Source organism: Sphingobacterium multivorum, assembly GCF_900457465.1.
Lineage (GTDB): Bacteria > Bacteroidota > Bacteroidia > Sphingobacteriales > Sphingobacteriaceae > Sphingobacterium > Sphingobacterium multivorum.
This window is the reverse complement of sequence record NZ_UAUU01000008.1, coordinates 239,169-252,615: the sequence shown is the minus strand read 5'-3', so window position 1 is coordinate 252,615 and position 13,447 is coordinate 239,169. Positions and strand designations below refer to the sequence as shown.

Genomic DNA, 13,447 nt, shown 5'->3' with positions numbered 1-13,447 from the left:
TTATCTAGAAATCAAAACTCATAAGATCATGAAAAGAATATTTTTGACCCTAGCAATTGCATTTTCTATTGTTGCTGTCCAAAGTTGCGGCAATGCAAATAACGACAGCAAAAAAACAGCGGACAGTATCAACGAAACAAAAGCACCAGAAAACATAGACGATAATAATACGGCAACGACGCCTGTTGCTGTCAGTGAAGACGATGCAAAATTCGTTACTGAAGCAGCGAACGGTGGCATGGCTGAGGTAGAACTTGGAAAACTGGCAAAGGAAAAAGGCCAGCATCTGGATGTAAAAGCCTTCGGCGAAATGATGATTAGAGATCATTCCAAAGCAAATGATGAACTTGCAACGCTTGCACAAGCAAAAAATATCACGCTACCAGCCACCTTGGGTACAGATGAGCAAAATTTGAAGGATGAATTGTCCAAAAAGTCGCCCGGAGACTTCGATAAATCGTATATCGAAGATATGGTTAAAGACCATGAAAAGGATATCAAGCTGTTTGAGGACGCTAGTAAAAATCTTAAAGATACCGAGCTGAAAGCGTTTGTAGATAAAACTCTACCAACACTTAGAAACCACCTAGATCATGCTAAAAGTGTAAAAGATAAGTTGAAATAATAGCAAAACACAGGGGCTGGTATAGGATATTGGTCCCTGTCTTTTTTAATTACACCTCAACTGCCCCAACGATACGAAATCCTCCCCTCGGGTATTATCGCGCTCCGATCTTTTTTTACCGAACTGTCTGCTCGCGTTTCTGACGCAATCGCCCCTATATTTGTCGTATTTCCACAGTATTTTCCTGGGAAATCGTAATGATATTTGTCATGTACATTTTAAATAAATTCGTTATGAACACACGTATCAAAACCAATACTATTTTTAAATCATTACTTTATATCATTATGATGATTACTGTTATGCAATCTTATGCCCAAATTAAACCCTCGGCTCAAGGTTTAGTACACCTTAAGGACAGCAAGGTATATTATGAAGTTTATGGTACTGGAAAACCGATTGTATTATTACACGGCGCTTTTATGACCATCAGCACAAACTGGAGTCAGCTCATACCCGAACTGTCAAAAAACAGGAAAGTCATCGCCATTGAGTTGCAGGGCCATGGCCATTCACCCTATTCTGATAGAAAATTTGACCACGCCATACTTGCAGCTGATGTTGCCAAAGTGATGGATTATCTGAAAATTGAACACGCTGCAGTGCTTGGCTACAGCTATGGAGGGGCAGTAGCCTACCAATTTGCCATTCAGTATCCGAAGCGCTTAGATGAATTAGTCATTATTTCTGCTACCTATAAAAGTAAGGGATGGATGCCGGAAATTAACAAAGCCTTCCAGAACATGAAACCAGCACTATTTGAAAATAGTCCGATGCAGCAAGCCTATGAAGCCGTTGCTCCCGACAAAACAAAGTGGACAAAATTTTTGGAACAGATGATCTCATTGGCACAGCAACCATATGATCTGGGAGACGCAAATATTGCCAAAATATCTTCACCTGTACTCTTGATTGCTGGAGACAACGACGGTCTAGACAAGATCGAGCTGGTAAAAACATATCAATTATTGGGCGGTGAAGTAGTTGGTGACTTTGGACAAATGCCGAAGTCCCAATTAGCTATTATCCCAGGACAAAGCCACGTCAGCCTGATAGGTCAAACTGGTAGCATTTTAGGTTATCTGAATAGCTTTTTAAAATAATCCACACAACATACACTGTACTTATTGTTTGTCAAACTGTGCCGTCTTACCAATAACATCTGCTAAGGAAACACGAAAATTAAGATAAACAGGCTTTTCATCTGCTCCTGAATATAAGCCCTGAAATCATTTGATTGGCTAATGAATAGCGAATCAAATGATTTTCTCTATATTTAATCACCGTCATGCGACGAACATAATCGTTGACAGTTAGAAGGATAAAAAATGGTTAAACTACCTCAATCTTATTACACTAATACAAATACCATATTCCTGGCGGAAGATCTGTTAGGAAAAGTTCTCTATACGCAAAAAGATGGCCTGGTAACAGCGGGTAGAATTGTCGAGACCGAAGCTTACTTTGGCATTATGGATAAAGCATCCCATGCATTTAACGGAAAGAGAACATCGAGAACCGAGCCGATGTACAAGGAAGGTGGCGTCGCCTATGTATACCTCTGTTATGGTATTCACCATCTGTTGAATATTGTGACTTCTGGAGCAGACGATCCCCAATGCGTTCTAATTAGAGGGATTGAACCGTTGGTTGGCATTGACGTAATGGCATTGCGGAGACCTGTGCGACCCGAAAAACCCTCCTTCTCCAACGGACCGGGATCTACAGCTAAAGCTTTGGGAATTGACGCCTCATTTAATGGCGCATTATTGACCGGTGATAGCATATGGATTGAAGATCAGGGAATAAAATACAGTTCAGCACAAATCGGAAAAGCAGCACGAATCGGTATCGCTTATGCTCAGGAGCACGCAGTCCTACCCCTGCGTTTTTTTGTAAAGGACAGTAGATACGCCAGGAAGGGATAACATAACAATGCGGTTTATTGCTGAACTTTCGGGTCAGCCTGCTGTTTTTCGATTATTTTCCGGAACAGGATAAATTCTAAGATGGTGCTGGCTAGATAAATAACGGAGAACAGAAGCAGCATTTTTAACGGGTCAAGAACCATATGATATCTATAAAATCCAACCAAAATATAAATGATCAGTAAGATCAGGCAAACAGCCGGTATTCCCGAAAATGTCAAAAACGATAATGCTTTATTACGGCGAATTTTTTCGATATGATTTAGAAAAAATAGTAAGGAACATAAAATCACCGCGAAAAGATAAATTGTTGAAAAACCCAAATTGACAATAATATCCAGAATAACGATGATTGTCTCGAGAAATCCCGTAGCAGCCGTATCCGTCTCTGCGATAACAAGTCGGTACAGTACAAATAGCGCGACACTTATCAATACATTAACCAACCAAAATCTGAATATAATTTTTCCCATATTACTTCGTATTTTATAATTGCTGTTGCTGATTTCTTGGTTTTATGAATAATATAACCGAGATAACGTTTTGTTTATGCATTGACAACTCCTTCAAGTAAGCTTACAAAGATATCAAGTTATTTTCTGGGACTGATACACGAATATAAAGTCAATCTCGGCGAATAGTAATTATTATGCCTTCCAATAAGCCTAACAGCAGATAAAAACGGTGCCAAAATCCCCCCGTCTATTATTCACTTTTAACGAACATCTTGCTAAAATTCAGAGCTTAAAACTAGCCTATTTTTGGAGGCTGTACAGATCAAGCACGGACATAGCACTGTTCGGGTACAAGAGGTGAGTCGCTTACATTCGAGGTCAATAGAGTTAATTTCACAAGCCTTTCCGGCAAATCGTATTTGCAACTAAATTGGTATATTGCGCTGCAATATGGTGTAAATTTTAAATTATCCGAATCTATTGACTGAGTACCCTAAAGCAATTAAATTCAAATATCCATGGCGTAAGTACCAATTGCGGGTACTTGAGGAATTACAGGAGCATCTTAAAGATGGTCATTTACATGTGGTGGCGCCTCCCGGCTCAGGTAAGACGGTCCTGGGGCTTGAAGTTGCTATACGCATCAATAAACCAACGCTAATTCTCTCACCGACACGTGCAATCCGTAACCAATGGATACAACGGTTTTGCGAACTTTTTCTTCAATCGGACACCGTGCCTGACTGGATCTCTAGGGATATCCGAAATCCTAAATTTATCACTGTAGCGACCTATCAGGGAATGCATGCTGCCTGCAGTGATCAAGATCCAAACGGAGCAGATTCAAACCTTAACCTTATCCTAAAAGGATTGAAATCCCAAAAAATTGGTACAATTGTCGTCGACGAAGCACACCATCTTAAAAATGAGTGGTGCCATACATTAATTAATATCAAGAAAAAGCTGAACCCGACGATCGTTGGCCTAACAGCGACTCCCCTTACGATGTCTCTCCAACAGAATGGCAGCGCTATATGGACCTCAACGGCCCCATAGATGCGGAAATTTCGGTCCCCGAACTTGTCATTGAAGGTGATCTATGTCCGCATCAGGATTATATCTATTTCACCAATCCCAGCGAAAAGGAAAGACAGTTTATTGCCGATTACAGGGATAGTATGCTTAAGCTATTTAAGGAATTAGGCACGGACGAAATCGTACTTCAGGGGATCCAAAATCATCCGATATGGCTAAACCCGATGGATGATCTCGACTGGGTCTATAATAACTTGAAATATTACTCGGCATGCTTAATTTTTCTCCATGCCAACCAAATCCCAATTCCCGAGCTCCATATGGAAATCATCGGTGGCAAAGATTTTAAAATACCTCACCTGGATTATGAATGGCTCGAAATTCTACTTGAATTTTACCTACATCAGGAAAAGGTGCATTTCAATGCATTTGCAGAACATCGAAGCGCGCTGGAAAATAAATTACAACGACACGGTGCCATGGAAAGAAAACAGGTAAACTTTTCCCAAAATAGCCGTGTCCGACAATATTTAACATCCAGTATCAGTAAAATGGACGCTATTACCGCGATTGTGGATTTTGAATATGAAAAATTGGGGAAAGACCTTCGGCTGGTCGTCCTCTCGGATTTCATCCGAAAAGAATTCTATGTAAACACCGACCACAATACGCTTGAATTGAACAAAATAGGTGTCATCCCTATTTTCGAAAAATTAAGACGGGAAAATAAGAATAATAAGAAAATCGCTGTGCTTACAGGATCCATGATCATTATTCCGGCCAGTGCTTACTCAGCATTTCAAACTACTGCTGCTAGATATGGTATATTTGACAGCTCTACGAGCCCTGTTCCTTTTGATGCAAATTACCTTTTAATAAACCAGACGGAGGGTCTTAAACACGATATTGTTCACATTGTCACACAGCTATTCCAGGTTGGAGAAATTGAAGTCCTACTGGGGACCAAATCATTGCTAGGTGAAGGCTGGGATGCTCCGGCAATCAATGCGTTGATTTTAGCGAGTTTTGTCGGCTCATTTGTACTTTCCAATCAGATGCGCGGTCGGGCTATTAGAGTGCAACAGGGCAATAAGGATAAAACGGCAAATATCTGGCATTTGGTATGTGCTGACTCTACCTCGGCAACGGGTGGTGATGACCTTAAATTACTAAAACGACGGTTTCAAAAGTTTTTGTCGGCGTCTCGCTTGCGACAAGAACCTGAAATTGAAAATGGTATAGGCCGTTTTGATCTACCTGAAAACATAAACAACGTTGGGGAAATTTCACGGAAAAATGCGGAAAATGCTACTATTTGCTGCCAATCGGGTAAACCTCAGGCAGCGGTGGAATGATGCGCTTACCAGAGGAATGAATCTCGTCGAGGAGATCAAGATACCTTTTGCGGAAGAACAAGATTATCAACGGGGTAAAATCGTTGTATCTCAACAAAACAATTAGAAATGTACTGGCGACAGTGGGGCGCTGGCCTGGCTAAGTTTTGGGGCTTGACAACGTTCAAGGATTTTTTAGGGGCATTAAAAAATATGCAAAGCCCTGAAAGATTTTTTATATTTACATCGCCAGCTTGAGTGCAGTAGGAATGCTGGCTTTTCGGAAGAAATACGATCAAAGTCACTCAGACTATATTTGAAATATCGCGATATTTCCAAAGAATCTGAAACAAGTGAGTTCTGCGCTCTTAAATAGCTTGTTAAAAGCACATATCATACGGCTGATCAAAACGAAGTGCGGCGTGGAAACGCAAAGTTGACCGCTCCGGTGCCGTTTATTGCCATTTAGAAGGGGTACAACATTCGACAAATCCATATTTATCCATGCATTACAAGAGATTATTGCACCGATCAATAATCCGCGTTATGTGATTGTCAGGAAAGATAAATTTGCTTTTTTTGTCAAGCAGGAAGATTATCATGCTGTTCCGGAACTGCTGGCACGCAAAAAAAGAATTCGCCGAATATTTTAGCAATCCAGTGGGAGCACATGTAAGGGAAATTGTGAATTAATTTTTACCCGAACAATTGCTGGTAGAAAATTGATCTTAAAAGCGCGGGTGAAATCATTGGCTGCGCAGCTGGATGAAAAAGTACTGCAGGTAAGCAAGTGGCGGTGAAGAAATAAGTTAAAAAAGAATTTCTCCCATTGTGCAGCCAGCCATTACCGCGACTTTCAACTGTTTAAAGAAAGTTGAATGAACGCTGTCTAACTAATCGATCAGCGCTACAATTGCTGGATCTTCGGGATCTGTTTTTGGAGGAAAATGCTTGATAAGCCTGCCGTTTTCATCGATCAGATATTTCTGAAAATTCCACAGGACAGCAGAACTTTCTACGCCGTTCAAGCTTCTATTTGTTAACCACTGATAAATAGGCGCTTGCCGCTTTCCTTTAACATCAATCTTTGCTGCCATCGGAAAAGTTACGCCGTAATTCCGTTGACAAAAAGCAGCTATTTCGGCATCTTTACCAGGTTCTTGGTCTAAAAAATCATTTGATGGAAAACCTACAATGACCAACTTATCACTAAATCTTTTATACAAGCGTTCGAGTCCCTCGTACTGTGGTGTAAATACACATTTAGAAGCGGTGTTTACAACAAGTATCTTTTTACCTTTAAACTGCGCAAAATCGATGGACGAGCCATCCAACCCCTTCACTTTAAAATCATATAGCGTAGCTGACTTCAAGGCCATATCTACTTTAACATTACCATTGGTGAATAAATAATAGGCTACACCTGCTGCGACTACCGCCACGATGAATAAAATTATAAAGAGCATTTTTTTTATTTTTTTTTGAAACATGACAATCTATAGCTACACGAAACCACCCCAACATCGTCTGAATTTAGGTCGATGAATACCCTTGGACCTAGGACCAAGGATGGTACATGACAACCTTGCCGACCAACGCTGTACAAGACAAAACGTATGCTGCGAAGTTTTATAAACGGTAAGCGCAACGTTCATCATAGATTAAAGTTACTAAAGAAAGTCTGAATTGAAAATGAAAAATGCTTTTCTGATCGGATAATAAAACCCTATAAAAAACCGAATCTTCATAACGAAGATTCGGCCGCACTATTAAACTATATAAACCAATTGTGTTCGTTAAAAGTTGACTTATTGTGGGGAGGTTGGTCTATTTGGGTTCAGCGGTATCTGTCCCTTTAGCATCTTTCCACCGTCCATTGTGATCCGGAGATAGTAATCCGAAGAACAAGCAGTCCCATCTTCATCCATGGATTTAATCCCCAGCCCAACCGGAACATCCTGTTGGGTTGCAGCAGTCTTCGCGATCTGATTGGATTCGTTGTACTCATCAAACATAGACACATACATACTCTTGACACCGAGCGAAGTCAGATTATAGAATTGTCGCCACATAAAATCACCATGTTTTCTTTGCCCCTCCTGCAGTGAGCCCGGCAATACACAGGGCTGATAGTCTATGTTATTTAAATTACAAAACTGTAGATCAGCATTTTGGATATGCTGTGCATAATGATCCACGTCTGCAATGGTTCCGATACGTCCTACCATCCAAGGCGACAACATATCAAATGCTTTGTAAACGTCGATGTAGCCCTGCCTCGAATCTCCCCCTGCTTGTGCCAGCCTCCAATGTGTTGGCGTGCCGCCCATGACATAACAGCCTTGGTCGCGAAACCACTGGATCACATCCAGACAGACGGCCGCCGACCAGGGGTGGTTGTTGTCATTAAAACCAAATCCCCAAATACCGACCACAGGCTTGCCATTCTGTTTGGCATAGGCTGGAGACTGAGTATATTGTTTCATTAGATTTAGCCAATCATTTTTTATCTCAGCCTGCATATTAACCCAGGCCGACACATCATACATGATATAAAATTTGACACCGTGTTGCTCGGCGGCAGTTTTAACTTTAGCCGTAATGGCGTTACGAATGGGACCTTCTATCCCTGTGGGATTAAATCGCTGCAATGCCGCCGTGTGGATACCATAATCTTTCATCCATTTAACCTGGACATTGACTGTCTGATCGTCAAATGAAGAAAACAAAGACGCAGGTGAACCATTGCCCAACGCCGGTAAATTGCTGTTGTATTTTTTTTGGTATTCACTGTTGTCGGGCCAAGAAGGAATATGGAAATTACCCTGGGACGGCGTCTGTTGCCAGGCCTCAGTCCAGTGCCACCAATGTGTTCCCATGGGAGAATTGTCGCCAGCGCAGGAAAACCAGCCCTGGTATCCCACAGTAATCTGGCCAACAACATCGCCTGTCGCGGAAACTGCATTATTGCCATTTGCCTTTTTGGCCTCCTCTTTCGGGAGCGGTTGCTCCATCATCTTTTCGATCTTCGAACAGGACGCCAGCAAAGTTGCCAACAAGAAGACCATACATAATTTTGTTTGCTTTTTAATACTCATAATCAAGAGATTTTTTTTATAAATGGTTGAAACTGGTTTATACATATTGGTTTATTTCAATGCTGGTGCCCATACTGCTTCGCTGTTTTGAAAGGCCAAAAATTTTATTAGGCTTATTCTCGAAATCAAAGTTATGAGGTACCATTAATGAACTATTAACAAGAAATTAATAGCTTCTATAAATCGGTATGAAACGAAAAATTATTTATAAATATATTGGTGGGCCTAAAGCAATTTTGCCGTATATTGAAAAGAAATATTACAGCAATTTATCTATAAGGAAGTATTGATCTAAGCGATCTGATGGGGTTTTCTTTCGAAAAAAGAAAACAATACGATCTAAATGCTGTATATTAAAGGAGCTCAATGGTCGGTTTTTTTGACTACAACTATTTATTCTTTAACAGAAGACCAAAAGTTCATTTGAGTAGTCGTTTTTTAACTCGAATAAATTAAACTAATATAAACACCAATCCGATTTTCTATGAAAATTACGTTAACATTAACCCTTATCATGTTTGTACAAGTCCTGTTTGGACAGAAGTCTTTAACGCCTCAATGGCAATCGGACACTACCCTAAGATCTCCAGAGTCCGTTTGGGTAGATGCCAAAAACAAAGTACTCTATGTTTCAAATACGATTGCCTTCGAACCTAACACAACTGCATTCATCAGTAAACTGGATATGGACGGAAAATTTATCAAAAAAGATTGGGTGACAGGATTAAATGCTGTTTTGGGCATAGGAATCTACAAAAACCGGCTCTATGCAGCGGAAGCATTCGCTAAATCGATTGCCGTCATCGATATAGATAAAGCAAGCATCGTTAAAAGAATTACCATCGATGGTGCTGAGCTGCTCAATGACATTACAGTTGACTCAAAGGGTATTGTTTATGTGAGTGATACGCGACTTGGAAAAGTATATCGCATTGAAAATGACGCCCCTATGCTATATGCCGAAAATCTCAAAGGTGCAAACGGACTGCTGGCTGTCGGCAAAGACTTGTATGTGTTATCGGATGGTGCTCTTGTTAAGATAGATCAGGATAAAAAAACCACTGTAATATCGAAAGGTATGGAAGGTGGATTGGACGGTGTCGTACAAATTAAACCCAACGAATTTGTAGTTTCGGGCTGGCAAGGACTGATCTATTATGTCAAACCTGACGGCTCCAATACGGTATTGCTTGATACACGGGACAAGAAGATAAATGCTGCCGATATCGGTTACGACAAATCTTCGGGTATGCTTTATGTGCCTACCGTTAGGAGTAACAGTGTTCAGGCATACAAACTGGACTAAATGATTTAATGGATATACAAGCAGATGAAGCTTTCCACGTTTACTCCTTATACCAAGTCATTTAGAAAGGCTTTTTTGATTATTCCCTTTTTCGTTTTAATTGATGTGTTTTGCGAAATTGTACAACCTCGTCTAATGTCAATTATTGTCGATGACGGAATCTTTCATAAAGATATCAACTACATTTTGAAAATTGGATTGGCCATGATCGGGTTAGCCATCGTTGCCATCGTTGCCAATTTGTTCAACATCTATTACTCTGCACATGCATCTGTGGGTTTTGCGACGAATCTCCGGACTGCCCTGTTTCGAAAAATACAATCTTTTGCTTTTGCGGATACCGATTATTTCAGTTCGGCGTCGCTTACTACGCGGCTCACCAACGACACCAATATGATGCAGCAAGTCATGATGATGTGCCTGCGTATGCTCCTCAGGGCACCACTTATGATGGTTTTTGCCATTATCTTTGCGGTTTCTATAAATAAGGATCTGTCCATCGTGATGGCCATTGCGTTGCCTATATTGGCCCTAAGCATTTTCATATTATTACGCAAAGGGCTCCCCTTTTTTATCAAGATGCAGCAGGCGGTCGATCGTGTCAATAGTGTTGTGCAGGAAAATCTACTCAATGTGCGGGTGGTTAAAGCTTTTGTACGTCAAGACTTTGAGAAAAAGAAATTCGACAAAGTCAATTTCGACCTGATGGATGTTGCGACCAAAGCTTCAAGCATCGTTGTCCTTATTATGCCTGTTATGCAATTGGTGATGGGCTTGTCGCTCGTTGCCGTGACCTGGTTTGGCGGACAGAAAGTAATGACCGGAACGCTTGCGCTTGGTGGACTGATGTCCTTTCTAAGTTATATCACACAGATCCTTATTTCTTTGATGTTGCTCTCATTGACTTTCATGATGATTTCAAGGGCAATCGCTTCGGGTGATAGAATTGAAGAAGTTTTAGAGAAACAGCCTTCCTTATCGGATACGGTGGAAGGTCTCCAAAACAGATACGCTATCACAGCAGGACGGATCGCCTTTCAGCAAGTCACTTTTCGGTACAACAAACAAAGTGAGAAACCCAACCTCGACAACATTAGCTTCGACGTGAAGCCTGCGAGTACCTTAGCTATCATAGGTGGCACAGGTTCCGGAAAGAGCACGTTGGTACAATTAATCCCACGACTGTATGATGTGTCTGAAGGTAGCGTGTTGGTCGATGGCATCGATGTCAGAAATTACCAACTACAGGAACTGCGCAGTGAGATTGCGATTGTCTTGCAGCAAAATCAACTTTTTTCAGGAACTATTTTAGAAAATCTCAAATGGGGAAATGAGCAGGCAACGGATGAGGATATTTATGCTGCTGCCAGGACTGCCTGTGCAGACGATTTTATACGCTCCTTCCCCGCCGGATATCACACGCTACTAGGACAAGGAGGCGTCAATGTTTCGGGAGGACAAAAACAACGCATATGTATTGCCAGGGCTTTATTGAAGAAACCTAAAATCTTAATTATGGACGACAGCACAAGTGCTGTGGACATCGACACCGACCGGAAAATTCGTGAAGGTTTAAAAAATTATCTGCAGGATACCACACAATTGATTATTGCACAGCGTATTTCAAGCGTCATGCACGCCGACCAGATATTGGTCATGGAAGAAGGCCGCATTGTCGGTTCCGGATCACACGAGGTACTTCTGCAAACAAATACCATCTATCAGGAAATTTATCAGTCCCAACACCTGCAAAAAGAAGAAGCCTAATGAGTACCTCAAACAAATCCATCCCCGTGAGTTTACCCGGCCCCGGAAGTTCAAGACGCATTAAAAATGAAAAGCCCCAACAGGGATTTAGGGCTTTATGGCGATTGATGCGCTACCTGTCTTCGCAACGGCTGATGCTTCTGCTGATTTTAATTTCACTTTTGCTGGGAACTGCGGGAACACTAGCGGGCAACTACCTTTTACGGCCTGCAATCAACAATTATGTACTTAAAAAAGATATTGTTGGTCTAGGACATATCGCCCTCGTCATGATCGGAATTTATATCGCTACAGGAATTTTCAACATGTTGCAATACCGGCTGACCATAAAAGTTGCACAGAAAACGATTTCCAACCTCCGAAATGAGCTGTTCGACCGCATGCAGTACCTACCTTTGCAGTTTTACGATACCCATCAACATGGTGATCTGATGAGTCGCTTCACCAATGACATGGATACCGTAAGCGACGCCCTAAACAATAGCATTACACAACTTTTAATCAGCTCAATTACCTTGTTGGGAACACTCGCGCTCATGGTATATATCAGCCCTATCCTATCTATTATTGCATTGATCATGATCCCCCTGATGTTATATCTGGCGAAACTGATCATCAACAAAAGCAAGCGTTTTTTTGCCGCCAACCAAGCTGCACTCGGCAATGCCAATGGCTATGTAGAGGAAATGATCAGCGGACAAAAAGTGGTGAAGGTCTTCGGGCACGAAAACGCCGCCATCGAACAATTTGAACAGCTTAATCAAGTGCTCCGGGAAAAAGCAACAAAGGCACAGTTTTATTCTGGCATGATGATGCCTTTGATGGCGAATATGAGCACCATTAACTACGCGCTTACTACCATCGCAGGTGGTATTCTAGTGATCACACGTGGATTCGATTTAGGGGGATTAACTGCATTTTTACAGTATGCACGGCAATTTGGACGGCCTGTCAATGAGATTTCCAGTCAATACAATAGCCTACAGGCAGCGTTGGCGGGCGCAGAACGTATTTTTGCCGTTATTGACACGGCTCCTGAAAGTGAAACGGTCGATCCGCAGGCAATGCCGGCCCCGGTGCAGGGCCAAGTAACACTATCGCATGTAAATTTTGGCTATGTACCGGAAAAACAGGTTTTATTTGATATTGACATCGACGTAAAACCAGGTCAAAAGATCGCTTTTGTGGGTGAAACTGGTGCCGGCAAGGCAAGTCGACAATTATCAATTTGCTGCCTCGCTTCTACCCTTTGCTATCCGGGGATATTCTGTTAGATAAGACATCGATTTTTAAGCTGGATCGCAATGAACTGCGTAAAAAACTATCTATTGTATTTCAGGACACCCATTTGTTTACCGATACGGTTATGGAAAACATCCGGTATGGCCGGCTCAGCGCAACAGATGATGAAGTGATAGCGGCAGCGAAGCTTGCCGCAGCGGATAGCTTTATCATGCAATTGCCACAAGGATATAAAACCGAATTGACCAATGATGGAGCCAATCTGAGTCAGGGACAACGGCAGTTAATTAACATCGCCCGAGCAACTATAGCCAATACGCCAATCTTAATATTGGATGAAGCGACAAGCTCGATCGATACACGAACTGAAATCGCTATTCAGGAAGGTATTGACCGGTTAATGCAAAACAAAACAAGCTTCGTCATTGCCCATAGACTCTCGACCATCAAGAATGCTGACGTCATCTGTCTGATCGAAAAAGGGAGAATCGCCGAGTTCGGTTCGCATACAGAATTGCTAAAGCAAAAAGGTAAATACTATCGTTTGTATATGGGACAGTTTGACTGATCATCCCGAAGCTTTAACACCCTACTTATTCCGTGAATACTGTATTCATTTCGTGGCAGAGGATCTTTTTTGAACGGTACAGCGGCTTG

At 41.7% G+C, this 13,447-nt stretch carries 12 protein-coding genes; 9 read left to right on the top strand and 3 right to left on the bottom strand.

The window, feature by feature from the left end; all coding sequences use genetic code 11:
* Positions 1–28 precede the first annotated feature (28 nt).
* The 3 genes from DTA23_RS09520 (at position 29) to DTA23_RS09510 (ending at position 2,553) form a co-directional block, all read left to right on the top strand.
* Positions 29–625: a DUF4142 domain-containing protein gene (locus DTA23_RS09520; RefSeq protein WP_070568583.1), complete on the top strand. Its 597-nt coding sequence runs from the start codon at positions 29–31 to the stop codon at positions 623–625.
* A 233-nt stretch (positions 626–858) separates the two neighbouring features.
* Positions 859–1,728 carry an alpha/beta fold hydrolase gene (locus DTA23_RS09515; protein WP_112374815.1) on the top strand — a complete coding sequence of 290 codons (870 nt, stop codon included), beginning with the start codon at positions 859–861 and terminating at the stop codon, positions 1,726–1,728.
* A gap of 225 nt (positions 1,729–1,953) precedes the next feature.
* Entirely contained in the window at positions 1,954–2,553 is a 600-nt protein-coding gene (locus DTA23_RS09510) for a DNA-3-methyladenine glycosylase (RefSeq protein WP_112374544.1), read from the top strand.
* Positions 2,554–2,567: 14 nt separating this feature from the next.
* On the opposite strand, the gene DTA23_RS09505 is transcribed toward DTA23_RS09510, so the two are convergent.
* On the bottom strand, positions 2,568–3,026 hold the full coding sequence (locus tag DTA23_RS09505) for a hypothetical protein (RefSeq protein WP_112374543.1): 459 nt from the start codon (positions 3,024–3,026) through the stop codon (positions 2,568–2,570).
* A 462-nt stretch (positions 3,027–3,488) separates the two neighbouring features.
* Here DTA23_RS09505 and DTA23_RS27545 point away from each other — a divergent pair, with 462 nt between their 5' ends.
* Together DTA23_RS27545 and DTA23_RS27540 are read left to right on the top strand one after the other, a co-directional pair.
* Positions 3,489–4,064: a DEAD/DEAH box helicase gene (locus DTA23_RS27545; RefSeq protein ID WP_218565334.1), complete on the top strand. Its 576-nt coding sequence runs from the start codon at positions 3,489–3,491 to the stop codon at positions 4,062–4,064.
* Positions 4,043–5,398 carry a P-loop NTPase family protein gene (locus tag DTA23_RS27540; protein ID WP_218565333.1) on the top strand — a complete coding sequence of 452 codons (1,356 nt, stop codon included), beginning with the start codon at positions 4,043–4,045 and terminating at the stop codon, positions 5,396–5,398. Before DTA23_RS27545 ends, DTA23_RS27540 begins: the two co-directional genes overlap by 22 nt.
* Before the next feature lie 872 nt (positions 5,399–6,270).
* Here the strand turns inward: DTA23_RS27540 and DTA23_RS09495 are convergent.
* Both DTA23_RS09495 and DTA23_RS09490 read right to left on the bottom strand, forming a co-directional pair.
* On the bottom strand, positions 6,271–6,843 hold the full coding sequence (locus tag DTA23_RS09495) for a glutathione peroxidase (protein WP_112374814.1): 573 nt from the start codon (positions 6,841–6,843) through the stop codon (positions 6,271–6,273).
* 342 nt (positions 6,844–7,185) lie between these two features.
* A complete protein-coding gene (locus tag DTA23_RS09490) occupies positions 7,186–8,475 on the bottom strand; it encodes a glycoside hydrolase family 99 protein (RefSeq protein ID WP_112374813.1) in 1,290 nt (429 codons plus the stop codon).
* 484 nt (positions 8,476–8,959) lie between these two features.
* On the opposite strand from DTA23_RS09490, the gene DTA23_RS09485 reads away from it, so the two are divergent.
* The 4 genes from DTA23_RS09485 to DTA23_RS27535 are packed head-to-tail and all read left to right on the top strand — an operon-like array spanning position 8,960 to position 13,358.
* Complete coding sequence (locus tag DTA23_RS09485) at positions 8,960–9,781, top strand: SMP-30/gluconolactonase/LRE family protein (RefSeq protein ID WP_146753044.1); 822 nt, start codon at positions 8,960–8,962, stop codon at positions 9,779–9,781.
* A 24-nt stretch (positions 9,782–9,805) separates the two neighbouring features.
* Positions 9,806–11,548, top strand: coding sequence for an ABC transporter ATP-binding protein (locus DTA23_RS09480; RefSeq protein ID WP_112374541.1), 1,743 nt, complete (start codon positions 9,806–9,808; stop codon positions 11,546–11,548).
* Positions 11,548–12,822 (top strand): ABC transporter permease, encoded by a 1,275-nt coding sequence (locus tag DTA23_RS09475; protein ID WP_204990710.1) that lies wholly within the window; start codon positions 11,548–11,550, stop codon positions 12,820–12,822. Before DTA23_RS09480 ends, DTA23_RS09475 begins: the two co-directional genes overlap by 1 nt.
* Positions 12,777–13,358 carry an ABC transporter ATP-binding protein gene (locus tag DTA23_RS27535; RefSeq protein ID WP_204990711.1) on the top strand — a complete coding sequence of 194 codons (582 nt, stop codon included), beginning with the start codon at positions 12,777–12,779 and terminating at the stop codon, positions 13,356–13,358. The genes DTA23_RS09475 and DTA23_RS27535 overlap by 46 nt, the downstream gene beginning before the upstream one ends.
* Positions 13,359–13,447: the final 89 nt, after the last annotated feature.

Bases quoted from the DNA above. Each gene is read 5' to 3' on its own strand.
- DTA23_RS09520 (WP_070568583.1), top strand. From the start codon at position 29: ATGAAAAGAATATTTTTGACCCTAGCAATTGCATTTTCTATTGTTGCT.
- DTA23_RS09515 (WP_112374815.1), top strand. From the start codon at position 859: ATGAACACACGTATCAAAACCAATACTATTTTTAAATCATTACTTTAT.
- DTA23_RS09510 (WP_112374544.1), top strand. From the start codon at position 1,954: ATGGTTAAACTACCTCAATCTTATTACACTAATACAAATACCATATTC.
- DTA23_RS09505 (WP_112374543.1), bottom strand. From the start codon at position 3,026: ATGGGAAAAATTATATTCAGATTTTGGTTGGTTAATGTATTGATAAGT.
- DTA23_RS27540 (WP_218565333.1), top strand. From the start codon at position 4,043: ATGGACCTCAACGGCCCCATAGATGCGGAAATTTCGGTCCCCGAACTT.
- DTA23_RS09495 (WP_112374814.1), bottom strand. From the start codon at position 6,843: ATGCTCTTTATAATTTTATTCATCGTGGCGGTAGTCGCAGCAGGTGTA.
- DTA23_RS09490 (WP_112374813.1), bottom strand. From the start codon at position 8,475: ATGAGTATTAAAAAGCAAACAAAATTATGTATGGTCTTCTTGTTGGCA.
- DTA23_RS09485 (WP_146753044.1), top strand. From the start codon at position 8,960: ATGAAAATTACGTTAACATTAACCCTTATCATGTTTGTACAAGTCCTG.
- DTA23_RS09480 (WP_112374541.1), top strand. From the start codon at position 9,806: ATGAAGCTTTCCACGTTTACTCCTTATACCAAGTCATTTAGAAAGGCT.
- DTA23_RS09475 (WP_204990710.1), top strand. From the start codon at position 11,548: ATGAGTACCTCAAACAAATCCATCCCCGTGAGTTTACCCGGCCCCGGA.